Source organism: Megasphaera stantonii (assembly GCF_025567065.1).
GTDB classification, from domain to species: Bacteria; Bacillota; Negativicutes; order Veillonellales; family Megasphaeraceae; genus Megasphaera; species Megasphaera stantonii.
The window spans coordinates 54,203-78,346 of record NZ_JAOQKD010000005.1 but is presented as its reverse complement, the minus strand read 5'-3'; the positions used below and the strand labels follow the sequence as shown (position 1 = coordinate 78,346).

Here is a 24,144-nt window from a genome sequence, read left to right as displayed (position 1 = left end):
CTCCTTTATCGCGCCGCCTGCAGTTCCGCTTCGATGCGCTCTAAGCGGCGCGCTAATTCCGTAATGTCCTGAGGCACGCGCAGGCGGACGTGGCGCTTGCCGATGCCTTCGAAGTCGACGCCGTTTTCCACGCGGATGCCGTATTTCCAGAACAAGGCTCCCAAATCGACGTCCTGATCCGTATAGAACAGCGTAATAGGCACGTCGTCCCGCGTCGCCGACGTCTTGAGCACGTTCAGTCCGCTGATGAGCTTCTGGTTGTTCTGGGCGATGAGATCCCGCGAATAGGCCAGGAAGGCCGGGTCGGACAACACGACGGGGATCATGGCCGCCGCCGGCGTCGTCAGGTTCATCTCGCCGCCGAAGGCTTCCAGAATATCGGCCATAGCCTTGGGAACGGCGATGTAGCCGGCCCGCAGGGCTCCTAAGCCGAAGCCCTTGGAAAAGGTCCGGGTCACGATGAGGTTGTCGAATTCATCGAGGAGGGACAGAGCCGACTCGGATTTGTCCAAAAAGTCGCCGTAAGCTTCGTCGACGAGGACGAGGACACCTTTTTCCCGGGCCGCCGTCAAAATCCGCCGCAGGTCGGCAATGGACAGGGCCTGCCCCGTCGGGTTGTTGGGGTTGTCCAGGTAAGCCAGGCGGTGATGTTCGCGGATAGCCGCGACGTATTCGTCTACAGGGAAGGCGAAATGGTCCTCTTCCCGCAGGGGCACGACGTCGACTTCAGCTCCGCAGGCCCGGGCGTCCGTCGTATACGACGAAAAGCAGGGCTGGGGAGCGAGAACCCGCGTCCCGTCTTCCAGAAAGATGGAATTGACAGCCCGCAGGGCGCTCATGGAGCCGTTCTGCATGCTGAGTTGGCCGACGTCCAGCGACGCCACGTCGGAAAAATACTCGCAGATATGCCGCCGCGTTTCCACGTAGGGATGAGCCGGATAGCTGGCCAGGACGTCAAAGGTCGCCGCGTACATGTCCTTCGTCAGCTTCGGCGTGACGCCGCAGGGGTTGATGCCCAGGGAGCAGTCGATAATATCCTTTTCCAGAGCCGTCCCCTCGTCCTTCAGGTAGCTGTGCCGCACCATGCCTTGCAGAGCCCGGCGAATACGATATTCCATAGGTAAAACCTCCTCATGACGCAAGTCCCGCCAAGGCAGCCTGATCCAGGCGCAGAGGCGGACAGCGTTTCATATTTTCCCGCTCATATTGATAAAATATGATGTTTTGTTCTTCATTATAGACTACGCAAATCCTTTTGTAAAGTAAAACGATTGTGTATTAAAGTATACAAAACAAGCCCCGGCATACCAAAAAAACGGGCCGAGGACATGTAGTTCCTCAACCCGTTTGTCTGCATTGCAGTCCGCTATTCTGCTTGTTCGTTTTGGAATGCCGCCAGCTGCTCCCGTGTCGGCAAGCCTTCGTTGTCGCCGGCGACCTGGATGACCATAGCTCCGACGGCGGCGCCCCGGCGGGCTGCTTCTTCCATAGACAATCCTTCCAGCCAGGCGCTGGTAAAGCCGACGGCAAAGCCGTCCCCGGCTCCGACGGTGTCGACGACATGGTCTACGCGGTAGCTCGGTACGTACAGTCCGCCTTCGCGGTCGGCGACGTACGTGCCGCTGCTGCCGCCCAGCTTGATGACGACGAGCTTCGCGCCCCGTTCCAGATAATAGCCGGCGACGGCCTGTTCATCGTCCAGCCCGGTCAGTATCTTGCCTTCGCTGAGGCCGGGCATGACGATATCGGCGTACTGGGCGGCGTCGTTGATGACGCTGGCCATCGTTTCCGTATCGGGCCAGAGCATGGGCCGCAGGTTCGTATCGAAGGAAACGGACACGCCGCGGCGGCGGGCTTCCTTCATGAGGGCCACGACGGTCTGGCGGCACGACGGCGACAGGGCCAGTGGAATGCCCGTCGTATGGACGTGGGTCACGCCGTCCCAGCAGATGCCCTGCAGGTCGTCAGGCGTCATGAAGGAGAAGGCCGTGTACTTGCGGATATTCGCCACAGCCGGGTCGCCTTCCAAGACCCGTTCCTTCATCTGAAAGCCCGTCATATGGGCCTCGTCGGTCTGCACATAGTCCGTATGGATTCCGTTGTCTTTCAAAAAGGCCCGAATGCTGCGGCCGAAGGGGTCGCCGCCTACCTTGGAAATATAGGATACGTCGTGGCCTAAGCGGGCCATGCCGACGGCGTAATTTAATTCAGCCCCGCAGACGTGGCGGGAAAATCGCTCCACTTCGGCCAAATCGCCGGGCCGGTCCGCAATGAGCAGGCCCATAGCTTCGCCGATGGTTAATACCTTTGCCATAGAAATCCTCCTTGTTTTCTTAGAAAAATAACTGAGTACAGTAAGGTACTATACTCAGTTATCCGTTGCATATGACATGACGTTACATAGCGTCGTCCAATTCGTTCAGGTCTCGTCCCGTCGTATCTTCGGAGAAGTAGGCGCCGAAGAAGCTCGACATGGAGAAGACGATGGTCATGATGGCCAGGGGAACCCAGCTGCCCGTCATCGCCGTAACGGCGGCGGCCGCGATGATCGGACCGAAGCCCGTAGCGACGAGGCCGGCGATTTCCTTCGCCAGCGATACCATGGTGACGCGGTGTCTTGCGCCGAACAGCTCCGTCAATACGACGTTTTCCAGAGCGAAGAGGCCCTGTACGCCGACGTTCAGGCCGATGACCATGGCGATGGTCAGGATGACGGGGTCCTTCGTTTCGAAGAGAAGCATCATGGGAACGGCGTAGATAGCCGTAGCCAGGGAGAGGAACATGTACATCTTGCGGCGGCCGAACTTATCGCCGAGCCAGCCGACAAAGGGAATGGTGAAGAAGGAAATGCAGGACGAAATGATGTTGGCTTCCGTCGCGACGGTCTTTTCCATGGCGAGGACCGTGACGATAAAACCGGCCAGGTAGGTCTGCATGAGGCCGCTGTTGCCGGCCTGGCCGAAACGCAGGGCCAGGGCGACGATAAAGCTCTTCCGGCCTTTTTTCGGCTGCTGTTCGACAGGGACGTCGCCGGCAAGCTGTTTTTCCCGTTCCGCTTCCAGCAATTTCTTCTTTTCCGCCATGACCGGGCTTTCGTGAACGAACATCCGGATCAATACGGCGGCGATCATGACGACGAAAGAAGCGTAGAAGGGGATTCTCCAGCCCCAGAGCAGGACTTCTTCCTTGGTGAGCATCGTCAGGATGATGGTCCAGATGAGGTTGGCCAACAGGGTGCCCGACGAGGTGCCGAGGCCGACGAGGCTGCCGACGAGGCCGCGGGTCTTCGTTTCGCAGAATTCCGTAACCATGACGCCGGCGCCGCTGATTTCCGCGCCTGCCCCTAAGCCCTGGATGATGCGGAGGGCGACGAGGCCGGCCGGAGCCCAGATGCCGACTTCAGAGTACGTCGGCAAAAAGCCGATGAGGGTAGATGCCAGGCCCATGAGGGTAATCGTGACGAATAAGACCGTGCGGCGGCCCATCTTGTCGCCGACGTGGCCGAAGACGAAGGCGCCGACGAGGCGGGCGACATACCCGGCCCCGTAGGTACCCATGGCCATGATGAGGCCCATGGCCGGGTCCGATTCAGGGAAGAAGATTTCGTTGAATACGATAGCCGCTGCCAGAGAGTAGAGCTGGAAATCCATGAACTCCATGGCCGTGCCCAGCCAGCCGCTGGCGACGACTTTGACTAATTCCGATGTTTTGATTTGATACGATGCTTGTTGACTCATTCGCTGATACCGTCCTTTCGGAAACATTAAACTACGGGAATGTTAAAACGTAAGAACGATTTTCAGCACGTTTTCCGGGTGTTCGTCGTTGTATTGGAAGGCCTTGTCCGCTTCGGTGAAGGGGAAGGTGTTGGTGACGATGGATTTCGGGTCGACCTTGCCTTCTTTAAACCATTCGATGACTTCGGGGAAACGGTAGTTGTTGAGGCGCGTGCCGATGATTTCCAGTTCCTTGCTCATGATGTCGACCTGACGGATGGGGAATTCGACCGTCGAGAAGCCCAATACGACGACGCGGCCTGCCGGGCTGGGCAGCTTCTGGATGCACATCTGCAATACGTTGACGTTGCCCGTCGCTTCGTAAATGAGGTTGAAGCCTTCGCCGCCGGTAAATTCGTTCATCGCTTCGACAGGGTCTTTCGTCTTGCTGTTGATGACCATGTCGGCGCCCATTTCCTTCGCCGTTTCCAGGCGGGAATCGACGACGTCGAGGATGGCGACCTTCGCGCCCTTCATCTTGGCGACCTGCAGGATGATCAGGCCGATGGGGCCGGCGCCGCAGATAAGGACCGTGTCGTCGCCGGTCAGGCGGCCCTGATGGGCGACCTGGGCGCCGATGGAGTAGGGTTCAACCGTCGCGGCGATTTCCCAGGGAAGGTCCTTCGGCAGCTGGTGGAGCTGGTCCTGTTCTACGGCGACGTATTCCTGATAGCCGCCGTCGCGGTGGACGCCCAATACGTTGACGGTCTTGCAGACGTTGTGACGGCCCGTGCGGCAGGCGTAGCAATGGCCGCACGAAACGACGGGGTCGACGGCAATGTGGTCGCCGACGGCGGCGTTCTTCACGTCTGCGCCGACTTTGACGACTTCACCGACAAATTCGTGGCCTACGACGCGGGGATAGGTGGCGAAGGCGTTTTTGCCGTGATAAATGCCTACGTCGGAGCCGCAGATACCGGCCGCTTTGACCTTGAGCAAGACTTGGGTACTGGTGATTTCAGGAATGTCACGTTCTACGACGGTAATCTTTTCCGGTGTTTCTACTACGACAGCTTTCATAATTGCATTTCCTCCTTAAACGATATCTATTTCACGTACTTGACTAATGTATTGCGGACAGCATGGGGGCCGGCGATGAGTTCTTCGAAGTAGCCTTCGATTTTTTCGCCGAGGCCGGCTTCGTACAGGTCGCTGCCGAAAATCCCCTTGTTGGACAGGATGGGGCGTAGCTTGCCTTTGGCCGAGGCAACGTCGCCGAGGACGACGCCCTGCAGGGATTCCTGCACGTTCTGGAGCAGCGGGTCCGGGCTCGGCGTGAAGGCCTTGCCTTCGTCGTCGACGGCCAGGAGATAGCGGCACCAGCCGGCGATGACCAGGGGCACGTAGGTCAGGTCTTTGGCTTTATCGCCGTAAGCGCGGATCGTTTCACCGAAGCGGATGCCGACCTTCTGCGACGTGTCGGTAGCGATGCGCTGGGGCGTGTCGGGCAGGTTGCCGTTGGTCAGGCGCTGTTCCAGGACTTCGGCGATGAAGGCCTTCGGGTCGAGGACGCCAGGGTTGGTGACGACGGGCAGCCCTTCGCCGTAGCCCATCTGTTCAATGAGGCCTTTGAGCTGAGGGTCCTTCATTTCGTCGGCGATAAGGGTATAGCCGAGGAGGCAGCCGTAGACGGCCAGGGCCGTGTGCAGCGGGTTGAGGCAGGTGCAGACCTTCATCCGTTCTACTTTGTCTACCGTTTCCCGGTCCGTAAAGATGACGCCGGCTTTTTCGAGGGCCGGGCGGCCGTTGGGGAACTTGTCTTCGATGACCAGGTACTGGGCGTTTTCGGCGTTGACGAAGGCGGCATACGAGCCTTTATTGGTATGGATCAATTCCGTATCGCCGAAGCCGATGCCTTTCAGGTATTCCTGTACCTTTTCCGACGACCGGGGCGTAATCTTGTCGATCATGCTCCACGGGAAGGAGACCTTCGTTTCGTCGTTGATGTAGTCGGCAAAGCCCGGTTCGGCGACGCCGTTGGCGACCCACTGCTGGGCAAAGGCCGTCATGGCTTCTTTGATCTTGTCGCCATTGTGGGAGCAGTTATCGAGGCTCAGGAAGGCGAAGGGATACGCGCCGGCTTTGTAGCGGGCGTAGGCCAGGGCGGCGATGGAGCCCATGGAGCTCGTCGCGTGTTCCGGGCCGTTTTTCATGTCTTCGGCAACGGCAGGGAAATAGTTGCCGGCGTAGTCCGTCAGCTTGTAGCCCTTTTCCGTAATGGTGAAGCTGGCTACCTGGAGGGACGGCGCTTCGAAGATTTCCTTGAGGCGCTTCCAGTCTTCTGCGAAATCGGGACGGCAGACGACGGATTCGACAACGGAGCCGATGACTTCATTTTCAAAGCGGCCGTCGGCATACATGGTGACAGCCAGGCTCAAATTGTCGAAGGGGCGGTATACGTGCTCGATGACTTCTTCGTCGTACGTTTCAGCCGTAATGATGCCCGTTTTAGCCAATCCTTCGTCGAGCAAACGCTGCTGGAGGGCGGCAATGAAGGCGCGGAAAATATTGCCGCCGCCGAAGTGAATCCACTGGGGCGCTTCCTTCGTCGCGGCTTCCACAGCCTCTGTATCGAACTGATACAGGGCGATGCCGGCTTGTTCCCAGGCAACCTTGTCTTCGACGAGGCTGCGGCGATGTAAATGTAGCATGTCAGGTTCCTCCTTATCGTATACGTCCTATTTCTGGCCGCAAATGCGGTTGATAGCGTCCCAAAGGCCGCAGAGGTAGTTTGCGCCGAGAGCGCGGTCGTACAAGCCGTAGCCGGGACGGCCTTCTTCGCCCCAGATCATGCGGCCGTGGTCCGGACGGATCGGGCCGTCGAAGCCGATGTCGTAAGCGGCCTTGACGATTTCAAACATGTCGAGGTTGCCGATCTGCGATTTATGAGCCACTTCGTTGAATACCCACGGTTCGTGAACCTGTACGTTGCGGATGTGGAGGAAGTTGACGCGGCCCATCTTGCCGAACTTGCGGATGATGTGGGGAATGTCGTTCTGGCGGTTGGCCCCGAGGGAACCCGTGCAGATGGTGAAGCCGTTGCTCGGGCTGTCTACCATAGCGGCGATCTTGTCGAGGTCCGATTCGTTCTTTACGATGCGGGGCAGGCCGAATACGGAAATGGGGGGATCGTCGGGATGGATGCCCATCTTGATGCCCACTTCTTCAGCCACGGGGACGACGGCTTTGAGGAAGTATTCCAGGTTCTTGCGCAGGCCGTCTTCGTCCATGCCTTCGTACGCTTCAAACAGGCGGGTCAGCTCTTTCAGCCGTTCCGGTTCCCAGCCGGGGAGGACATAGCCGTTGCTGTTTTCCAGGACTTCTTTAACCATGTCCTGGGGCGTCTTGCCGGCTACCATGTGGTAGTCGTAAGCCAGGACCGTCGAGCCGTCGTAGAGGGGCTTGGCCAGCTCCGTGCGGGTCCAGTCGAAGACGGGCATGAAGTTGTAGCATACCATTTCGATGCCGGCCTTTGCGGCGTTGCGCAGGGACTGGATGTAGTTTTCGATGTACTGGTCGCGGCTGGGAAGGCCGAGCTTGATGTCTTCGTGAACGTTGATGCTTTCCAAATCCTTGAATACGAGGTTGTTCGCTTCGGCTTGTTTCTTAATGTGAAGCAGCGGCTCTACGGGCCACACTTCACCGACGGGAATGTCAAACAATGCGCCGACGATGCCGTCCATGCCGGGGATCTGGTCGATCTGCTGCAATGTAATCTTGTCGTCTTTTTCTCCGTACCAACGGAAGGTCATTCTCATGCTCATACTGGTTTGCTCCTTTTACATATGTGCTGAATACTTGGTTACCTAAATGGTGTCTTTCGTTGTTTACATACTACCATACTAGTGTTATGTTAAGCAATATATTTTTCGTTGCTTGCAAATATGCTATAGCTATTTGATTTCCTATCTATTTATGGTATAGTGTATGCTATTTCCGCCCATAAAAAAAAGCAGTACAGGCCTGACCGGCCTATACTGCTTGGGGATTCGTATACCTTATAAGATTACGTTTTTCTGATTTCCTGCCATGTAGGCGTCGATGTTGTCGAAGACGATGACGGCGCGTTTTTCCATGGATTCCTTCGTCGCAAAGGCTACGTGGGGCGTGACGATGGTGTTCTTGGAATGGAGCAGGGGATGATTCGTATCGAGAGGCGGTTCGTTTTCGAATACGTCGATGCCGGCGCCGGCGATCTTGCCGCTGTTGAGGGCGTCTGCCAAGGCCTGGGAGTCGACGACGGGGCCGCGGGCTTCGTTGACCAGGAAGGCCGTCGGCTTCATGTACGACAGCGTTTCGGCGTTGATCATGCCGCGGGACTGGTCCGTAACAGGGCAGTGGAGCGATACGATATCGGACTGTTCCATCAGTTCCTTCAGGGGAACGTATTTGATGAGTTCCGTATCGGCTTTATGGGAGAAGCCGTTGTAGGCGATGACCTTGGCGCCGAAGGCATGGACGAGCTCGGCGACGCGGTGGCCGATGGCGCCCGTGCCGATGAGGCCGACAGTCTTGCCTTCCAGTTCAGCGCCGATGAAGCCGGCCTTCGTGCCGCCGGCGCGGCAGGCTGCGTCTACCTGGGGCACGTAGCGGAGCAGGTCGAGGATCATGGCGATGGTCAGTTCGGCGACGGCGACTGTCGAATAGCCCGAAGCGTTGCTGACTTTGACGCCTTTGGCCTTAGCCGCTTCCAAATCGACGTGGTCGACGCCCGTAAAGGCAACGTTGATGTATTTCAGGTTCGGGCAGGCGTTGATGACTTCGCCTTTCAAGGGCATGTTGGCGATGATGAGGATATCGGCGTCCTTGGCTTCTTCGATCTGGACGGCCGGGTCGTCGTTGCGTTCGTAAGCGGCGAATTCATGGCCCTGTTCCCGCAGCGGCTTTACGTACGAATCGAGAAGTTCCTGGCTGATTCCCAGCGATTCAAGCAATACAATTTTCATGATGTTCAATCCCCTTTCAGTATAGAAATTATCTTGTTTCATTATACGCATAGATTGACGATAATGTAAGATATGTATTACCAAACGACATGAGGTGCCCTTCTATATGCAAAATTCATATTTCTATAATATCTTCAGGGAGAGGCCTGTCGCCGCCATCAGCTCTTCCATGGAAGATGCGCCGACCTTCTTCGCCGCCTCGCAGACGATGAAGGCGCAGGCCCGGGCGTCGTCCAGGGCCTGATGATGGCGGAAGGAATAGCCCAGGAAGCCGGCTACCGTGTCGAGCTTGTGGTTGGGCAGATCGGGCCAGACCTTGCGGGAAATTTCCACCGTGCAGGCATACGTCGCCCGGGGCGGCTCCAGCTCGTACGTCTTGAGCAGGCTGCGCAGGACCCGCGTGTCGAACACGGCGTAGTGGGCCACGAGGATGCGGCCCTCCAGATGAGGCCGGACGCGGTCCCACAGGGCGTCGAATTTCGGCTTGTCCCGCACCTGGTCGGGCGTGATGCCGTGGATGCGGATGTTGTCCGGCGAAAAGGACATATAGGGCGGGCGGATGAGGGTATAGCCTTCCCGGACCGTCTCGTAGTCCCGTACGGAGACGGCCGCCAGGGAGCAGGCGCTGTTGTAGTATTTATTGGCTGTTTCAAAATCGATAGCCGTAAAATCGAGCATGATAGTATCTCCTTGCAGCATATAGTATAATATGATGGTATTATACCACATCGACAGAGGAGAGGAATATGAATCCCATATCGCAGCGCCCCATCTGCCTTGAGGGCCGTCAGCTGACGTACGTCCTGGAGCGGAAGGCCGTAAAAAACATCAACCTCCGCGTCCGCCCCGACTTATCCATTTACGTATCGGCAGGGCCCCGCGTTCCCATAGAGCACATCGAGGCCTTTCTGCAAAAGCAGGGCCCCTTCATCGTGAAAGCCCTGGACGAGTACGCCTGCAGGAAAGCCCTGCCGGTGCTGACCTTGCGGGACGGCGACGGCCTGTACGTGGCGGGGACGGCCTGTACCCTCGACGTGCGCCTGGGCCTGCGCAATACGGTGCGCCGCCGCGGCCGGACCGTATTCATGGAGCTGGCCGACAACACCGTCGAGGAGCGACGCCATCTGTACCACGAGCTGCTGCGCAGGGAAGGGGAGAAGCTGTTCGCCGAAAGCCTGGCCCGCATCTTCCCCCGGCTTTCGGCCTACGGCATCGCCATGCCCAAGCTCCGCCAGCGCGTCATGCGCTCCCGCTGGGGCTCGTGCATGCCCGCCAAGGCCATCATTACCATGAACACCTACTTGGCCATCATGCCGGCGGAAATCATCGACCACGTCATGCTCCACGAGCTGTGCCACCTCGTCCATCCCAACCACTCGCGCCACTTTTACAACGTCATGACGATGATCATGCCCGACTGGAAGGAGCGCCGCGCCGCTATGACACCGTATTTGCCGTACTGCGTGTAACGGCTTGCCTATCCATTTCCCCTGGGAAGTATCCGAACTGGTGGGAGTCCCTTTGGCGCGCATTCATTGCGAAGGATGGATGGCACGACGATGTAAAAGCTCAACGGGACAGCGCAACAGAATGGCGGGAACCATCAAAAAGTTCCTGTCCAAAAATACCTGCCACCACGTTGCTCTATCCATCAACTGAATATAGAGATTATATCATCTAAGCAGCTGCATCCCGTCGTATTATAAAAAAAATTGCGGAACTGTCATCTCGACAATTCCGCAATTTTTTATGTCTGCCACCGCGTACAGCCTATCATAATTGGACCGTCGGCCGCTTTTCCAGCAGCGCCGGCTGGCCCTGCCAGAAGGTCATGATAAAGGCCGGCTTGATGGCGTCGTGGTTGGCGTCCAGGGCGATCATGCCCGTCACGCCGTGGTAGTCGATGGTCTTGGCCAGCTCTTCGGCGATTTTTTCCGGGTCCGCCGAGCCGCTGCGCCGCACGGCCTCAGCTACCATCATGAAGGAGTCGTAGCCCAGGGCGGCGTAGCTGTCGGGAAGCTCGCCGTATTTTTCATAATAGGCCTCGGCAAATTCCTCCGCCACGGGCTCGTTGACGTCGTTGGCATAGTGGTCCGTATAGAACAGATTTTGTAAATACGCCGGCGAGAGGGACTGAGCCATGCGCCGGCCGTTCCAGCCGTCGGGGCCTAAAATCAGGGCGGCAATGCCGGCGTCGCGGGCCTTTACGATAAATTCCATGGCCTTTTCATCGTAAAGGGGCGCATATACGACCTGGCACGGCGAGGCCTGCAAGGCCGCTACGGCCGCCGCAAAGCTTTCGTCCGACGAGATGTCGACGTAGACCGGGACCTGGCCGCCGTCTGCTAAGAAGGACTGCTTGAAAAAGGCCGCCAGCCCCTTGGAGTAGGCCTGCCGTTCGTCGTATACGACGGCGGCCGTGCGGGCCTTCAGCTGGCCGAAGGCGTAATCGGCCATGGCCCGTCCCTGATAGGAGTCGATAAAGGTCGCCCGGAACATGTACTCGTGGGCTTCGCCCGTCCGATGGTCGACGGTGATGTCGGGATTGGTGCCGGCCGGGCTGATAACGGGCATCTTCGCCGCCGTCGCGTCGCGGACGACGGCCAGGGCGCAGTGGGATAAGTTCGGGCCGATCATCGCCACGGCATGGCGGCTCGTCAGCTGCTTCACCGCCGCCTCGGCGTCGCCGGCGCTGCCGTGATTATCGACGGCGACGACCGCTACGGCCTCGTCCAGCAGGCCGCCTTCGGCGTTGATCTTATCGCGGGCCATGCCGATGCCCCGGGCCGTCGCCTCGCCGTAGGCCTTTTCCTCGCCGCTGAGGGCCAGGTTGACGCCGATGACGACGTTATGGGGCCGCTGGACGTAGGACGTGCCGAAGCCCAACGCGCCGACAACGATAAAAAACAAGATAACGCTGCCATAATATTTGAGTTTTTGCATAACAACCTGCCTTTCAAAAAAAGAGGCGGCGCCGCCCCATATCGGGCAGCGTCCCCTCATCTTTACGGCAAGAACAACAAGGGGTCGGTCGGAGTCCCTTGTACGCGGACTTCATAATGGACATGGGGCCCCGTGCTGCGGCCCGTGCTGCCGGCCAGGGCGAGGATGTCGCCGGTATGCACCGTTTGTCCCACTACGACGAGAACCATGGAGTTGTGACCATATCGCGTGACAAAGCCGTTGCCGTGATCGACTTCGACAAGGTTTCCGTAGCCGTCTACCCAGCCGGCCGCCGTGACTTCACCGGCCGCCGTCGCCTGGACGGGCGTACCGTAATCGACGGCAATATCCAGGCCTTCGTGGAAGCCCGTGCCGCCGCCGATGGGGTTGCCGCGGTAGCCGAAGTTAGACGTAATCGTGCCGTACGCCGGCCAGATAGACGGCGTCGTCGACGATGCGTATTGCGCTGATACCTGCTGCATCTGCCGGACCTGCAGCCCCGCCGTATCGCTCAGTACGGTTTTCAGCGTAATAAAGCTGATAATGCGGGCGTTCGTTTTCGTTTCCAGACGGGCGGTGGCCAGCAGCAGGTCGTTGTAATCGGCAGAGGAAAGATCCGGCCCTTTCTTCTGCGCCCCCGCTGGGCCACCGTCACCTTTTGGGCTGCTGCCCGTCCCTGCGCCCTTGACCATCTGGCGGAGTTCCTGGTCTAGGGCGTCCATCTTATCCATTTTTTCCTGGAGCGACGCCGTCTTTTCCCGCATGAGCTGCAGCTGCTGCTCGTGGAGCGCCTCCTGGGCCCGGGCCTGCTGCAGGGACATGAACTGGTACAGGCCGAACCCGATAGCCGCGACTAAGACGACGGCCCCGGCGATAGCCGCCCGCAGCGCCGTCCGATACTGCTGCGGCGATAGGGTAACCGGCTCCGTCCCGGAGCGGCGCAGGACGCCGACCAGATCGGCGGCGGACTGCGTCATATTGCGCCAACGGGTCCTAAGCCCCGTCATGATTTCCTGTAATTTCAAGGTCTATCCCTTCTTCAATCCTACAATACGGCGCTGCCGCGCCTGTTATCCTAATCCTTCCGGACCGGCTGCACGTCGCCGTGATAGTGCAGGGCCTGGTCCAGGCTTTCCTTTTCCTCTTCGCTCATGCCGTACAGGCATTTTCCCTCGACGATGGGCTTGGCAAAGATGCGCGACTCGCTGCGGCCGTATACGCTCGACAGGCAGAAGCCGTCGTCCTTGCCGTCCAGGACGGTGCAGGCGAAGCTCAGGTTGTTGCCGATGTTGTCGAAGGCGTTGTACCGCACGAAGCCGATTTTGCGGAAGCAGTGGTTCTGCACGGCCAGGATATCCTTCTGGGTCTCGTGAATCCGGTCTAGCGTGTCCTGCAAGCCGTGGAGCTCCGCCACGTCCTCGCGCAGCTTGGCTTCGACGCTTTTCCCCGTTTCATCCTTCATAAAAAAGGTATATTTTTCTTCCAACGCCTTGATGCGCCGGTTCAATATGACAATATACGCCAGCAGCAGCACCAGCACGAGCCCGGCGATGCCGGCTCCTATCATGTACGCGAGCTGCGCGTCCAATCCGTAAAGCATGTCTTTCCTCCTGACAGGTCAATAACTTTCGTAAACAGGCCTGTTTTTGCCGATCACACGCGGAAAGAGGAAGGGGAGAAGGAATCCCCGTCTTCCGGCTCATCAGTCAAAATAGCCAGCAATCGTTCAAATTCTTCTTCTGAGGCAAAGGAAATCTCGATTTTCCCCTTCTTCTTGTTCCGGCCCAGACGGATGGCTACATTGGTGCCCAAATGCATCTTCATCCGGTCCTGCATGGATTCCAGATAGGCGTCGGGCTCCGGCGCGTCCTTCGGCGGCTCTTCCCGGAGCATGGCCCGGACCATGGCTTCGACCTGACGGGCCGACAGCTCCTGGTCGATGATGCGGGCCGCCGCTTCCAGCTGGGCCTGCCGTGCCTTCAGCTGCAGCAGGGGGCGGGCCTGTCCGATAGACAGGACGCCGTCGATTAAATACTGCTGGATTTCCTCCGGCAGCTGGAGAAGGCGCATCATATTGGACACGTGGACCCGGCTCCGGCCGACCTTTTCCGCCGCCTGCTCCTGGGTCAGGCCGAATTCCTGAATCAGGGCGCGGTACGCCGACGCTTCTTCTACAGGGTCCAAATCTTCCCGCTGCAAATTTTCAATCAGGGCCAGCTCTGCCGACGCCTGAGGCGCGCAGTCCCGCACGACGGCGGGAATCTTCGTCAGGCCGCAGAGCTTCGCCGCCCGCAGCCGCCGCTCGCCGGCGATCAGCTCGTAGGCGCCGCCCTTTTTCTGGACGACGACGGGCTGGATCAGGCCGTACTGCCGAATGGACTCGGCCAGCGACTGGAGCGCCTCGTCGGAAAAGGCCCGGCGGGGCTGCTTCGGGTTTGGGGAAATCAAGTCGATGTCGATTTCCAGGGCTGCGCCGTCGTGAGGCTCCGGATGCTCCTTCAGCCCCAGGGCCTGCAGGCCCCGGCCTAAGGGCTGGTTCTTGCCCAGTCCCATCTTCTTAGCCGACACGGCGTATCACCTCTTTCGCTAATTTCGTATACACCTCGGCGCCCCGCGAATGGGGATCGTATATCGTAATGGGCTCGCCGTGGCTCGGCGCTTCGCCTAGGCGGACGTTGCGCGGAATAATCGTGTGGAACACCTTGCCGCTGAAGTATTTCTTCACTTCCTCCGTCACCTGGATGGACAAATTCGTCCGGCCGTCGTACATCGTCATGAGCAGTCCCAGGAGCTGCAGGCGGGAATTCAGATTGTCCCGCACCATGTCCACGGTCTGCATGAGCTGGGCCAGCCCTTCCAGCGCGTAAAACTCGCACTGCACGGGAATGAGGACGAAATCAGCCGCCGCCAGGGCGTTGAGCGTCAGCAGCCCCAGCGAAGGAGGGCAGTCGATGACGACGTAGTCGTAGGACTTCTTCACCTGCCCCAGGTAGGCCTGCAGGGCCTTCTTCAAAATATACTCGCGGTCTTCCATCGTGACCAGCTCCACCGCCGCGCCGGCGACGTCCATCGTGGCCGGTACGAGGGATAATTTCTTTATCATTGTCGGCTGCACGACGTCTTCCATCGGCCTTCCCTCGATCAGGCAGTCGTACAGATTCGTTTCCAAGCTCGCCTTGTCGACGCCCAAGCCGCTTGTCGCGTTGCCCTGCGGGTCCAAATCGACGAGGAGCGTCCGCTTGCCGCTTTCGGCCAGACAAGCGCTTACATTGACGGCCGTCGTCGTCTTGCCGACACCGCCTTTCTGGTTCGTTATGGCGATGATATGCGCCAACACACCCACCTCATTCCCTGTATATAAAGTCAACTTCATTTTAAAGTCTATATTATAGTATAGCATAGTCAATGTCTCGTAGCCAGTGGTCAGCGAGGTATGATAACGTAAAGTTGCAGAATGATTTACGTATGGTTCCGTTGTTCCAGCGCCAACCCAATCAGCCGGTCCGTTTGGTCAGCCATAAACAGGGGAATGTTCAGCATATCGTCGTCCAGCTTCAAATTATCCAGCGAAAACCGGACGCGGAGCTTCACCTGCTTTGGGAACAATTCCTTGAATTTCTTCAAGCTCTTGCTGGCTGTGTTTGCCTCGGATTTGACTTCGATTGGAAATATGTCGTTCTCCCGCTGAACTAAGAAATCTACTTCGTAAGGCGGATTGTTCTGGCTCCAGTACCGCGGAACGACTTCAAATTGCGTAAGCAAGGTCTGCAGTACGAAGTTCTCCGTCAGCGCTCCCTTGAACTCGGTAAACAAGCGATTTCCCTCGCCAAAGGCCGTCGGCGCCAGCTGAGCCAGCCGGCGGAGCAGCCCCACGTCTGCCAGGTAAATCTTAAACGCTGAAAGATCATCGTAAGCAGACACGGGCAGGCCCGGCGCGGTGCTGCGGTAAATCTTATGCACCAGGCGGGCATCGACCAGCCACTGCAGGGCGTCCTCATATTCGCGGGCTCTTGCCCCTTCTTTGACTACTTTATAAAGAAACTTTTTATTTTCCCTCGCCAGCTGGGACGGAATCGATTTCCAGATCATCGAAATCTTGGGAAACTCGCTGACGTTGGGGTGCTTGGCAAAGTCTCGCTCATAGGCCCCCAGAATATCGGACAACGCCTCCTGCATGGCCTCCACATCCCGCGCCTCAGTCCACATCTTGACAGGTTCGGGCATGCCGCCGGTCACATAATACATTTTCAGCTTTTCGTATAAAGGATTAAAAAAGGCGTCGGGAATGGGCTCTAGGGTATTCACTGTTTCCAGATATGCTGCCAGGTTTTCATCCCCATTGGCCAGCAGGAACTCCGTAAAGGTCATGGGGTCAATCTGCATGAAGTTGACCTTGCCTACGGGGAACGAAGAGGGCTTTGCCAAAGCGATGCCCAAGAGGGAGCCGGCGCAGGCCACGTGATACTGCGGCGCATTTTCACAGAAATACTTCATGGAGTTCATGACCTTGGGGCAGTCCTGCACCTCGTCAAAAATGATCAGGGTTTGTTCCGGCACGATCTTTTGGCCGCTTGCCAGCATCAGATTCTGCAAAATCCGGTCTACATCCTTTGTCGTTTCAAAAAACTGCTTATATTCTTCATGTTCATCAAAGTTGAAATACGCCGTGTTTTCATAACAGCGTTTTCCGAATTCCTTCAGAATCCAGGTCTTGCCGACCTGGCGCACGCCTTTCAAAATCAACGGCTTGCGATAGGGGGAATTCTTCCATTTCAGCAGTGTATTCAATATCAATCGTTCCATAGGCCCACCTCATCACACTTTTATACGGTATTTAGTGTTATTATATCACATTTTTATTGTATATTACTGGCCATGAAAATGACAAGGCCCATCACAAAATTATCAGTAGCCTCAAATTTTTATGGTATAATAAGACCATCGTCACACATCGTTCAGAAGACGACTACACTACACGAAAGAAAGGGAACCATCATGCCAGTATACGAAGGTACCATACCCTCCATCAATATGGAACAAGTCAGAGAATACGCCGCCCAGCGGGGACAAGGGGACGCAGACGACGCCGTCGTCAGCGAAGCCTGCACAACCGTCCTGCATTTAGCCGCGCCGAAGGCCGTCTTCCAGCAGGGATACTACGACGCCGCGTCCCATCATATCCTCTGCAGCGCCCCCTTTAAGCTGAAAAGCGAGCAAATCGTCCCGTATTTGGAACAGGCGCGCATCCTTCTCATGGCCGCCGTCACCATCGGCCCGGCTGTAGAAGAAGAAATCGACAAGCGCTTCCTCAACCAGGACGTCGCCGGCGGCATCGTCCTCGACTCGGCGGCAGCCGTCGCCACGGGACAGCTCCTGGACCAGCTGACCCATCACATCAACGAAATCTGCGAACCCAAGGGATATAAAATCCTCTGGCGCGTCAGCCCCGGCACAGCCGACTGGCCCATCGGCCAGCAGATGGACCTGGCCAACGCCGCCGGAGGCGGGCAAATCGGCCTGGCCGTCACGGCCGGCGGCATGCTCAGCCCCCGCAAAACCTTGACGGCCCTGTTCGGCCTCGTCCCGACGGAAGAAGGCTGCGGCGGCTCCTGCTCGAGCTGCTCCATGTCGGGATGCTGCGGCAGCTGCTAAGCTGTAAATCAATACTATATAAGACGTCAAACGCCGCCGCGCGATGAAAAAGTCGCGCGGCGGCGTTTTGCCTTACCGTTTCAAATCCTCCATGAGCTCGGCAGCAGAACCGATAGTCCGCCTTAGATTCTTTCCCTGCTGTACGTTCTCTATAGCCGCTGTCGTCTCGGCGTTGGGAGCAGAAGGGCGTGCCTCATCCAATCCGTATAGGCTTATTGTCTACGAAGGTGCAGTTCATGTTGATGATGACGTCGCTGCCGATATGGATATTCTTCCCATAGTCGCAGTAAAAGGGCGTGTCGATTTCTACATTTTTACCGATTTCGCCCAGCAGCTCCTCCAGGATAGCCCGTCTCCGTTCCGCGTCTTCATGGTCCGTCATATAGTATTCCCTCGTCAGCCTGCGCGTGCGGGCAATCAGCTTCATCGTCGCCTCGCCGTTTGTTTCTACAAAATCCGTCGTATCATACTGCATCGTATCGCCGCCTTTCCAAAAACCTGCGCCGGTATACGGAAAAGGCCGGCCCCAGATAGGCCGGCTCTTTTCCTCATGTTGTATTGTTATGGTGAAAATCCAAAAATCTCTTAGAAGATGTCGTGCAAGATGATGGTCTGGCTGCGGTTCGGGCCGACGGAGACGATGCCCAGGGGGACTTCCGTCAGTTCGCTGATGCGTTCCACGTACTTGCGGGCCGCTTCGGGCAGTTCTTCATAGGTCTTGCAGTCCGAAATGTGGCATTTCCAGCCGGGCATTTCTTCGTATACCGGTTCGACCTGTTCCAATACGTCAAGGCTGGCCGGGTATTCTTTGAGCAGCTCGCCCTGGTATTTGTAGCCCGTGCAGATCTTGATCGTGTCGAGGTCGTCGAGGATATCCAGACGGGTGATAGCCAGGTAGTCGAGGCTGTTCAGCATAGCCGCGTATTTGACGACAGCCGTATCGAGCCAGCCGCAGCGGCGGGGACGGCCCGTAACGGTGCCGAATTCATGGCCCGTGTTGCGGAGGTATTCGCCGATTTCGTTGTTCTGTTCCGCCGGGAAGGGGCCTGCGCCGACGCGGGTCGTGTAGGCTTTGACGACGCCGACGATGTTTTCCATGCGGCGGGGGCCGACGCCGGAACCGGTGCAGGCGCCGCCGGCCGTCGGGTTGGAGCTGGTGACGAAGGGATACGTGCCGTGGTCGAGGTCGAGCATGGCCGCCTGGGCTCCTTCAAAGAGGACCTTCTTGCCTTCCTTGACGTACAGGTTGGCCGAGTAGTTCGTATCCTTGACGTACTGGCGGATCTGGTCGGCGTAGCCCAAATATTCCTTGAGCATCGTATCGTAATCGAAGCCTTCGCAGCCGTAGTATTTCTCAAATAAGCGGTTCTTCAATTCCAAGTTGACGCGCAGCTTTTCGGCGAAGACCTTTTCGTCCATCAAGTCGCCGATGCGGATGCCGACGCGGTTTACTTTATCTGCATAGCAGGGACCGATGCCGTTTTTCGTCGTGCCGATCTTGGCGTCGCCCTTGAGCTTTTCGTCTTCTTCATCGATGCGGATATGGTAAGGCATGATGACGTGGGCCCGCGTGGAGATTTCCAGCTTGCTGATCTGCACGCCCTTGGACGTCATGCCTTCGATTTCTTCCAGGAGGACGGCCGGATTGACGACGACGCCGCTGCCGATGATGCAGGTCTTATCGGCAAACAAGATGCCCGACGGCAAAAGACGGAGCGCAAAGGATTTATCGTCGACGACGACCGTATGGCCTGCGTTGTTGCCGCCTTGGGAACGGATGACAACGTCCGCTTTCTGCGCCAAATAATCTACGATTTTACCTTTACCTTCATCACCCCACTGGGTGCCTATTACCATTGCTGTAGCCATATATTCAACATCCCTTCACTAACTTTCAAATTAACAAACACTTATATTATACACGAAAACCGGCTGAATTCCTATTCTCTTGCGAAAAATATATACAAAAGGCCGGGAGAATTTGGCATGGCTTCCATTTTTTGCATAGTTTTTACAGTATTGCGGTAGAAAACCCCGAAAATACCTTGCTATGATAGGGTATACATGGAAAAAATTGCAGTAAAACAGAATAAAGGCAGGGATTTTCATGGCAAAAACATACGTAATCGACACGAACGTACTCATCCAGGCGCCGTACGCCCTTCAATGCTTTGAAGAGAACCGCCTCGTCCTTCCGCTGGTCGTCCTGGAAGAGCTGGACGGCTTGAAAAAGGCCGACGGCGAGCGGGGAGCCAACGCCCGGCGGGCTATCCGCTTTTTGGAAAAGCTGCGCCTCCAGGGCGACCTGCTGGGCGGCGTGGCCTTGCCCACAGGAGGGACGCTGCGCGTCGAGGCCAACTGCTCCGATGTCGAGCTGCCGGCGGCCTTGCCCGACGACAAGGCGGACAACCGCATCCTCAAGGTCTGCCAAGGCCTGAAGGAAGAAGGGCCTATCCTCGTCACCAAGGATCTCGTCCTGCGCCTGAAGGCCCAGATCCTCGGCATCGAAGCCGAAGATTTCAGCACCGAGCAGGTCATCCCCGAGGAGGACCAGTACACGGGCCGCCTCCAGTGCTACGTGCCGGAAGACAAGTTCAAGGATTTCAAAAAGAAGGGCGTCCCGACGAAGGACGTCTACCTGTCCGACGACGAAGGGAACACGAGCCGCCCGGACCTGACGGAAAACCAGTTCGTCATCTTAAAGGCCGACCAGTCCCTGCGCAAAACCCACTTAGGCCGGGTCAAGGGCAAAAAGATCGTCCCCCTGGAATACAAAAAGAGCCAGCCCTACGGCGTCAAGCCCCGCAACTCGGGCCAGTATTTCCTCCAGGAAGCCCTCATGAAGCCGGCCGACGAAGCGCCCCTGGTCATCGTCAAGGGCCAGGCCGGCACGGCCAAGACCTTCTACGCCCTGGCCGTAGGGCTGGAGAAAATCGTCAACCGCCCGACAGGCGAATACCGGCGCATCCTCGTCTGCCGTCCCAACGCCCAGTTCGACTCGGACATCGGCTTTCTGCCCGGCGACGAGCAGGAAAAAATATCACCCCTCATGCGGCCCATCATCGACAACCTGGAGCAGCTCATCGACGCCAGCGAGGAAGAGCGCTATGAAAACGAATTGGAGCTGAAGGACAAAATCGACGAGCTCTTCGACCGCCACGTCATCCAGACGGAGGCCCTCAATTTCATCCGCGGCCGCTCCTTCGTCAAGACCTACCTCATCATCGACGAGGCCCAGAACATGACGCCCAACCAGGCCAAGAGCATCATCACCCGGGCCGGCAAGGGGACGAAGATCATCCTGCTGGGCGACCCGAACCAGATCGACAAGCCCTTTTTGGACGAGCGGACCAACGGCCTGAGCTACGCCTCGGAAAAGATGAAGGGCAGCCCCCTGTGCTTTCAGATCACCATGACGGCCGACGAATGCGAGCGCTCCGAACTGGCCTTAGACGCCGTTCAGCGCCTGTAAATATAAGGAAAGGATAAGGGAAGGCGCGCCGCACAGGCGGAGCCAAGGCCTTCCCTGCACAGCACGACTATGAAAAAATTCACCTATGAAAACGTAATGAACGCCAAAGAACTGAACATCTACCTCGAACAGGGCAACGAAGTGCTCGGCGTCCTGGGCTACACGGAGCATTCGCGCCGCCACGCCGCCAAGGTCGCCGTCACGGCCGGCAAAATCCTGAAAAAGCTCGGCTACGACGAGCACACCGTCGAGCTGGCCCGCATCGCCGGCTACATGCACGACCTGGGCAACTGCATCAACCGCGTCGACCACGCCCACACGGGAGCCCTCATGGCCTTCCAGTTCCTCCGCCACTGGGGCGCGCCGCCTGAGGACATCGCCGTCATCATCACGGCCATCGGCCAGCACGACGAGGGCAGCGGCACGGCTGTAGACCCCGTATCGGCGGCCCTGATCCTGGCCGACAAGACCGACGTGCGCCGCAACCGCGTCCGCAATCAGGTCCGGGAAACCTTCGACAAGCACGACCAGGTAAACTACGCCGCCCTGTCGTCCAAGCTGAAAATCGACGCCGCCAAAAAGGTCGTCACCCTGGAAATCGAGCTGGACGAGACGATCTGCTCCATGATGGATTACTTCGAAATCTTCCTCCAGCGCATGCTCATGTGCAAGCGCGCCGCCGAACGGCTGGGCCTGCGCTTTAAGATGACGGCCAACGGCAACAAGATCTGCTGACCTGACCATACGCCGCCTCCGACCCTCTATGCCGGAGGCTTTTTCACGCCTTTATCCCATCCAATCCCCTCCAAGGTAGTCACATCGCCTCAATTCATCATGACAATTCGCAATACATATTATTCACACATAGAAAAAGATTAGATTTTTGCGGAGATTTAGTTTATAATGATGAATAAAACTTAAAACCTTTTTTGATTACCAAGGAGAGATTGCCCATGTTATTTGATAGATGCCGTATCGGCGGTATTGACGCGGCGTGTCCCATCGTCCGCTCGGCTACCTTTGAAGGAATGGCCGACGCCCAGGGATACCCTACGGATAAATTAGCTCAGATGTACGAACGCCTCGCCGACGGCGGCGTCGGCGTCATGATTACGGGAATGATGGCCGTCAGCACGCTGGAACCGCGGCAGCACCGCCAAATCCGCATCGACGACGACAGCTGCGTCGCCCCGCTGGCGGACATGGTACGGCGCGTCCACGGCCACGGCGGCAAGATCGTCGCCCAGATCGTCGTCATGGGCTCGTCCATCATGATGCCCGAAGGGGAAGGGCGCATCATCGTCAGCCCCAGCGGCGTCACGGAGAAATTAGGCAAAATCGAACAGGAATCCCACGCCCTGACGACGGACGAAATCGCCCGCCTCACAGAAGACGCCGGCCGCGCCGCCCTGCGGGCCAAGGAAGCCGGCTTCGACGGCGTGCAGTTCCACAGCGCCCACGGCTATTTGGCCAGCAAGTTCTTATCGCCCTATTTCAACCGCCGCGACGACGAATACGGCGGCAGCCTGGAAAACCGGGCCCGCTTCCTCCTGGAATGCATCGCCTCGATCCGCAAACACGTCGGCCCGGAATACCCCGTATGGGTAAAGATCAACAGCGAAGACTTCATGAAAGAAGGGGGCATGACCTTCGACGAAAGCCTGCAGGTCATGGAATGGCTGGCCGACGCCAAGGTCAGCGCCATCGAAGTGAGCGGCGGCAACATGTCGTCCCTGCCGCGCAAGGGCCCCATCCGGGCTATCCGCCGCACGAAGGAGCCCATGTATTTCGTCCCTTACGCTGAAAAGGCTGCGGCGAAATTAAAGGGCCGGACCGACGTCGGCGTCATCGGCGGCTTCCGCCAGGTCGGCGAAATCGAAAGCTGCCTGGCAAATACGGACATCGCCTTCGTCTCCCTGTCCCGGCCCCTCCTGCGCCAGCCCGACCTGCCCAAGCTGTGGCGGGAAGGCAGCACGGAGCCTTCGACGTGCATTTCCTGCTCCCGCTGCTTCGGCGCCGAAGACGTGGACTGCATTTTCAATAAACAAGAAAAGGCCTGACCGATAAAAGGATTTTGCCCCCTTAGCCTCGAATACTATGTACAGGCGGGAAATTCCGCCTGAAAGGGAGGGCAGCGCGTATGGGCATCGTCGTCATAACGGCAGCCGCCGTATTATGCGCGGCGGCCGTGCTGTTCATACCCTTTACCTATCATGTCAGTATCCGCACGGGCCGGCCGTTCCGCCTCTGCGTCCGGGCCGGCTGGTTCGGACGGGCCCTAGCCGGCACCTGGGATTATACCTGGGGCCAGCGGCCCGTTTCGTCGGTATACATAGGCTGGAAGCGGCAGGCCGGACCGCCACCGGACCTATCGGAAGATACAGCGGAAAAAGGAGCTGACCAGGCCGCCGAGGCCGTCCGGCAGCAGACAGAGACGGACAGCGCCGTCACCTATGAATCGCTGAAACGGGAAGGCGACGGCAAGGCGCCGAAGGCGGCAGGCTTTCACTGGAAGCCCCTGGTCTTCAACAGGGACTTCGCCACAGCCTTCTTCTGCTGGCTGGGACGCATCCTGCATCATTCGCGGGTCCGCTCGCTGGACATCCGCGGCGTCATCGGCCTGGGACAGCCTCACGAAACGGGCCTCCTGGCCGGCGCGCTGTACGCCGTCGTCCCGGACGCTATCGGCGGCCTGCGCTTCGACTACCTGGAAGAACGGTACGACAGCACGATACGCGGCAGCGGGACCCTGTATCCGGCGGCGCTGCTGTGGTATTCGGCGCTCTTTATAGCGTCCCGTCCCGTTCGCCGTCTCATCGCCGGCTGGCATGCATCGAAAAGGGGAGAGCATCATGGACAACACGATAAAAAACAATCTGGAAACGATCTTCAATAATTTCAGGGAAATGATCAAGGTAGAAACCGTCGTAGGACAGGCCGTCCAAATCGGCGGCGCGACGATCATTCCCTTCGTCGACGTCACCTTCGGCTTCGGCTCCGGCTCGACAGACGGTCAGGGCAGCCGCGCCGGCGGAGGCGGAGGCGCGAAGCTGGAACCGGCGGCCGTATTGGTCATCAAGGGCGACAGGGTGGAAATGTTTTCCATCAAAAAGGACGGCTATCAGGCCTCGGCCTTTGAAAAGCTCATCGCCATGGCTCCGGAAATCATCGACAAGATGAAAAAGGATAAATATATTTACATCAAAGACGAAGACGAGGAAGCACCGGCAGCAGACAAAGAAAAGTAATTTCCAAGGTTACAAAATTGTCTCAGTTTTACGGGGCCCGTTGTAGTTTTTCAATGAGTCTGATATAATAAAAAAACGAAATAAAGTTAAATCTATTCAACGCAGGA

General features: G+C 57.8%; 23 protein-coding genes. 7 read left to right on the top strand and 16 right to left on the bottom strand.

Annotated elements, in window-relative coordinates:
• Positions 1-5: 5 nt before the first annotated feature.
• The 8 genes from OCV58_RS04685 to OCV58_RS04650 form a co-directional block, all read right to left on the bottom strand.
• Complete coding sequence (locus OCV58_RS04685; protein ID WP_154877099.1) at positions 6-1,118, bottom strand: pyridoxal phosphate-dependent aminotransferase; 1,113 nt, start codon at positions 1,116-1,118, stop codon at positions 6-8.
• A gap of 248 nt (positions 1,119-1,366) precedes the next feature.
• Complete coding sequence (locus tag OCV58_RS04680) at positions 1,367-2,314, bottom strand: sugar kinase (protein ID WP_154877098.1); 948 nt, start codon at positions 2,312-2,314, stop codon at positions 1,367-1,369.
• Positions 2,315-2,396: 82 nt separating this feature from the next.
• Positions 2,397-3,737 carry an MFS transporter gene (locus OCV58_RS04675; RefSeq protein WP_154877097.1) on the bottom strand — a complete coding sequence of 447 codons (1,341 nt, stop codon included), beginning with the start codon at positions 3,735-3,737 and terminating at the stop codon, positions 2,397-2,399.
• Positions 3,738-3,779: 42 nt separating this feature from the next.
• Positions 3,780-4,796 (bottom strand): zinc-binding alcohol dehydrogenase family protein, encoded by a 1,017-nt coding sequence (locus tag OCV58_RS04670; protein ID WP_154877096.1) that lies wholly within the window; start codon positions 4,794-4,796, stop codon positions 3,780-3,782.
• 26 nt (positions 4,797-4,822) lie between these two features.
• Positions 4,823-6,427: a mannitol dehydrogenase family protein gene (locus OCV58_RS04665; RefSeq protein ID WP_154877095.1), complete on the bottom strand. Its 1,605-nt coding sequence runs from the start codon at positions 6,425-6,427 to the stop codon at positions 4,823-4,825.
• 27 nt (positions 6,428-6,454) lie between these two features.
• On the bottom strand, positions 6,455-7,540 hold the full coding sequence (uxuA, locus tag OCV58_RS04660; protein WP_267312791.1) for a mannonate dehydratase: 1,086 nt from the start codon (positions 7,538-7,540) through the stop codon (positions 6,455-6,457).
• Between the two features lie 234 nt (positions 7,541-7,774).
• Entirely contained in the window at positions 7,775-8,722 is a 948-nt protein-coding gene (locus OCV58_RS04655) for a 2-hydroxyacid dehydrogenase (RefSeq protein WP_087478445.1), read from the bottom strand.
• 123 nt (positions 8,723-8,845) lie between these two features.
• Positions 8,846-9,400 carry a 3'-5' exonuclease gene (locus OCV58_RS04650; protein WP_095629032.1) on the bottom strand — a complete coding sequence of 185 codons (555 nt, stop codon included), beginning with the start codon at positions 9,398-9,400 and terminating at the stop codon, positions 8,846-8,848.
• A 68-nt stretch (positions 9,401-9,468) separates the two neighbouring features.
• Between OCV58_RS04650 and OCV58_RS04645 the strand changes: the two genes are divergently transcribed.
• On the top strand, positions 9,469-10,191 hold the full coding sequence (locus tag OCV58_RS04645) for a M48 family metallopeptidase (RefSeq protein ID WP_154877094.1): 723 nt from the start codon (positions 9,469-9,471) through the stop codon (positions 10,189-10,191).
• A gap of 304 nt (positions 10,192-10,495) precedes the next feature.
• On the opposite strand, the gene OCV58_RS04640 is transcribed toward OCV58_RS04645, so the two are convergent.
• The 6 genes from OCV58_RS04640 to OCV58_RS04615 all read right to left on the bottom strand — a co-directional run bounded on the left by OCV58_RS04640 (position 10,496) and on the right by OCV58_RS04615 (position 16,468).
• Positions 10,496-11,665 carry an ABC transporter substrate-binding protein gene (locus OCV58_RS04640; protein ID WP_267312790.1) on the bottom strand — a complete coding sequence of 390 codons (1,170 nt, stop codon included), beginning with the start codon at positions 11,663-11,665 and terminating at the stop codon, positions 10,496-10,498.
• Positions 11,666-11,727: 62 nt separating this feature from the next.
• On the bottom strand, positions 11,728-12,642 hold the full coding sequence (locus OCV58_RS04635; protein ID WP_449566818.1) for a peptidoglycan DD-metalloendopeptidase family protein: 915 nt from the start codon (positions 12,640-12,642) through the stop codon (positions 11,728-11,730).
• A 98-nt stretch (positions 12,643-12,740) separates the two neighbouring features.
• Positions 12,741-13,265, bottom strand: coding sequence for a DUF4446 family protein (locus tag OCV58_RS04630; protein WP_095629029.1), 525 nt, complete (start codon positions 13,263-13,265; stop codon positions 12,741-12,743).
• Between the two features lie 53 nt (positions 13,266-13,318).
• On the bottom strand, positions 13,319-14,233 hold the full coding sequence (locus tag OCV58_RS04625) for a ParB/RepB/Spo0J family partition protein (RefSeq protein ID WP_239386336.1): 915 nt from the start codon (positions 14,231-14,233) through the stop codon (positions 13,319-13,321).
• The gene (locus OCV58_RS04620; RefSeq protein WP_095629028.1) at positions 14,223-14,999 is read right to left on the bottom strand and encodes a ParA family protein; all 777 of its coding nucleotides are present in this window, start codon (positions 14,997-14,999) and stop codon (positions 14,223-14,225) included. The genes OCV58_RS04625 and OCV58_RS04620 overlap by 11 nt, the downstream gene beginning before the upstream one ends.
• 125 nt (positions 15,000-15,124) lie before the next feature.
• A complete protein-coding gene (locus OCV58_RS04615) occupies positions 15,125-16,468 on the bottom strand; it encodes an ATP-binding protein (protein ID WP_154877092.1) in 1,344 nt (447 codons plus the stop codon).
• A 192-nt stretch (positions 16,469-16,660) separates the two neighbouring features.
• Between OCV58_RS04615 and OCV58_RS04610 the strand changes: the two genes are divergently transcribed.
• The gene (locus tag OCV58_RS04610; RefSeq protein ID WP_267312788.1) at positions 16,661-17,317 is read left to right on the top strand and encodes a hypothetical protein; all 657 of its coding nucleotides are present in this window, start codon (positions 16,661-16,663) and stop codon (positions 17,315-17,317) included.
• A gap of 193 nt (positions 17,318-17,510) precedes the next feature.
• Here the strand turns inward: OCV58_RS04610 and OCV58_RS04605 are convergent, their stop codons facing one another.
• Together OCV58_RS04605 and OCV58_RS04600 are read right to left on the bottom strand one after the other, a co-directional pair.
• Complete coding sequence (locus OCV58_RS04605; protein WP_154877090.1) at positions 17,511-17,792, bottom strand: maltose acetyltransferase domain-containing protein; 282 nt, start codon at positions 17,790-17,792, stop codon at positions 17,511-17,513.
• 110 nt (positions 17,793-17,902) lie between these two features.
• Positions 17,903-19,186, bottom strand: a complete 1,284-nt coding sequence (locus tag OCV58_RS04600) for an adenylosuccinate synthase (protein WP_087478433.1) — start codon at positions 19,184-19,186, stop codon at positions 17,903-17,905.
• Between the two features lie 238 nt (positions 19,187-19,424).
• Here OCV58_RS04600 and OCV58_RS04595 point away from each other — a divergent pair, with 238 nt between their 5' ends.
• From OCV58_RS04595 to OCV58_RS04575, 5 genes are all read left to right on the top strand, one after another.
• Positions 19,425-20,789, top strand: a complete 1,365-nt coding sequence (locus tag OCV58_RS04595) for a PhoH family protein (RefSeq protein WP_154877089.1) — start codon at positions 19,425-19,427, stop codon at positions 20,787-20,789.
• Between the two features lie 69 nt (positions 20,790-20,858).
• Positions 20,859-21,524, top strand: coding sequence for an HD domain-containing protein (locus OCV58_RS04590; protein WP_095629025.1), 666 nt, complete (start codon positions 20,859-20,861; stop codon positions 21,522-21,524).
• Positions 21,525-21,742: 218 nt separating this feature from the next.
• Positions 21,743-22,849 carry an NADH:flavin oxidoreductase gene (locus OCV58_RS04585; RefSeq protein ID WP_154877088.1) on the top strand — a complete coding sequence of 369 codons (1,107 nt, stop codon included), beginning with the start codon at positions 21,743-21,745 and terminating at the stop codon, positions 22,847-22,849.
• 80 nt (positions 22,850-22,929) lie between these two features.
• The gene (locus OCV58_RS04580) at positions 22,930-23,685 is read left to right on the top strand and encodes a hypothetical protein (protein ID WP_154877087.1); all 756 of its coding nucleotides are present in this window, start codon (positions 22,930-22,932) and stop codon (positions 23,683-23,685) included.
• Positions 23,642-24,037 (top strand): GerW family sporulation protein, encoded by a 396-nt coding sequence (locus tag OCV58_RS04575; protein WP_095629022.1) that lies wholly within the window; start codon positions 23,642-23,644, stop codon positions 24,035-24,037. The genes OCV58_RS04580 and OCV58_RS04575 overlap by 44 nt, the downstream gene beginning before the upstream one ends.
• The last annotated feature ends 107 nt before the right edge of the window (positions 24,038-24,144 follow it).

What these genes read in the sequence shown, in the direction of transcription:
- OCV58_RS04675 (WP_154877097.1), bottom strand. Translation starts at nt 3,737, where the DNA reads ATGAGTCAACAAGCATCGTATCAAATCAAAACATCGGAATTAGTCAAA.
- OCV58_RS04630 (WP_095629029.1), bottom strand. Translation starts at nt 13,265, where the DNA reads ATGCTTTACGGATTGGACGCGCAGCTCGCGTACATGATAGGAGCCGGC.
- OCV58_RS04580 (WP_154877087.1), top strand. Translation starts at nt 22,930, where the DNA reads ATGGGCATCGTCGTCATAACGGCAGCCGCCGTATTATGCGCGGCGGCC.
- OCV58_RS04640 (WP_267312790.1), bottom strand. Translation starts at nt 11,665, where the DNA reads ATGCAAAAACTCAAATATTATGGCAGCGTTATCTTGTTTTTTATCGTT.
- OCV58_RS04615 (WP_154877092.1), bottom strand. Translation starts at nt 16,468, where the DNA reads ATGGAACGATTGATATTGAATACACTGCTGAAATGGAAGAATTCCCCC.
- OCV58_RS04665 (WP_154877095.1), bottom strand. Translation starts at nt 6,427, where the DNA reads ATGCTACATTTACATCGCCGCAGCCTCGTCGAAGACAAGGTTGCCTGG.
- OCV58_RS04670 (WP_154877096.1), bottom strand. Translation starts at nt 4,796, where the DNA reads ATGAAAGCTGTCGTAGTAGAAACACCGGAAAAGATTACCGTCGTAGAA.
- OCV58_RS04655 (WP_087478445.1), bottom strand. Translation starts at nt 8,722, where the DNA reads ATGAAAATTGTATTGCTTGAATCGCTGGGAATCAGCCAGGAACTTCTC.
- OCV58_RS04685 (WP_154877099.1), bottom strand. Translation starts at nt 1,118, where the DNA reads ATGGAATATCGTATTCGCCGGGCTCTGCAAGGCATGGTGCGGCACAGC.
- OCV58_RS04680 (WP_154877098.1), bottom strand. Translation starts at nt 2,314, where the DNA reads ATGGCAAAGGTATTAACCATCGGCGAAGCTATGGGCCTGCTCATTGCG.
- OCV58_RS04585 (WP_154877088.1), top strand. Translation starts at nt 21,743, where the DNA reads ATGTTATTTGATAGATGCCGTATCGGCGGTATTGACGCGGCGTGTCCC.
- OCV58_RS04600 (WP_087478433.1), bottom strand. Translation starts at nt 19,186, where the DNA reads ATGGCTACAGCAATGGTAATAGGCACCCAGTGGGGTGATGAAGGTAAA.
- uxuA (WP_267312791.1), bottom strand. Translation starts at nt 7,540, where the DNA reads ATGAGCATGAGAATGACCTTCCGTTGGTACGGAGAAAAAGACGACAAG.
- OCV58_RS04605 (WP_154877090.1), bottom strand. Translation starts at nt 17,792, where the DNA reads ATGCAGTATGATACGACGGATTTTGTAGAAACAAACGGCGAGGCGACG.
- OCV58_RS04645 (WP_154877094.1), top strand. Translation starts at nt 9,469, where the DNA reads ATGAATCCCATATCGCAGCGCCCCATCTGCCTTGAGGGCCGTCAGCTG.
- OCV58_RS04610 (WP_267312788.1), top strand. Translation starts at nt 16,661, where the DNA reads ATGCCAGTATACGAAGGTACCATACCCTCCATCAATATGGAACAAGTC.
- OCV58_RS04595 (WP_154877089.1), top strand. Translation starts at nt 19,425, where the DNA reads ATGGCAAAAACATACGTAATCGACACGAACGTACTCATCCAGGCGCCG.
- OCV58_RS04650 (WP_095629032.1), bottom strand. Translation starts at nt 9,400, where the DNA reads ATGCTCGATTTTACGGCTATCGATTTTGAAACAGCCAATAAATACTAC.
- OCV58_RS04590 (WP_095629025.1), top strand. Translation starts at nt 20,859, where the DNA reads ATGAAAAAATTCACCTATGAAAACGTAATGAACGCCAAAGAACTGAAC.
- OCV58_RS04635 (WP_449566818.1), bottom strand. Translation starts at nt 12,642, where the DNA reads ATGACGCAGTCCGCCGCCGATCTGGTCGGCGTCCTGCGCCGCTCCGGG.
- OCV58_RS04575 (WP_095629022.1), top strand. Translation starts at nt 23,642, where the DNA reads ATGGACAACACGATAAAAAACAATCTGGAAACGATCTTCAATAATTTC.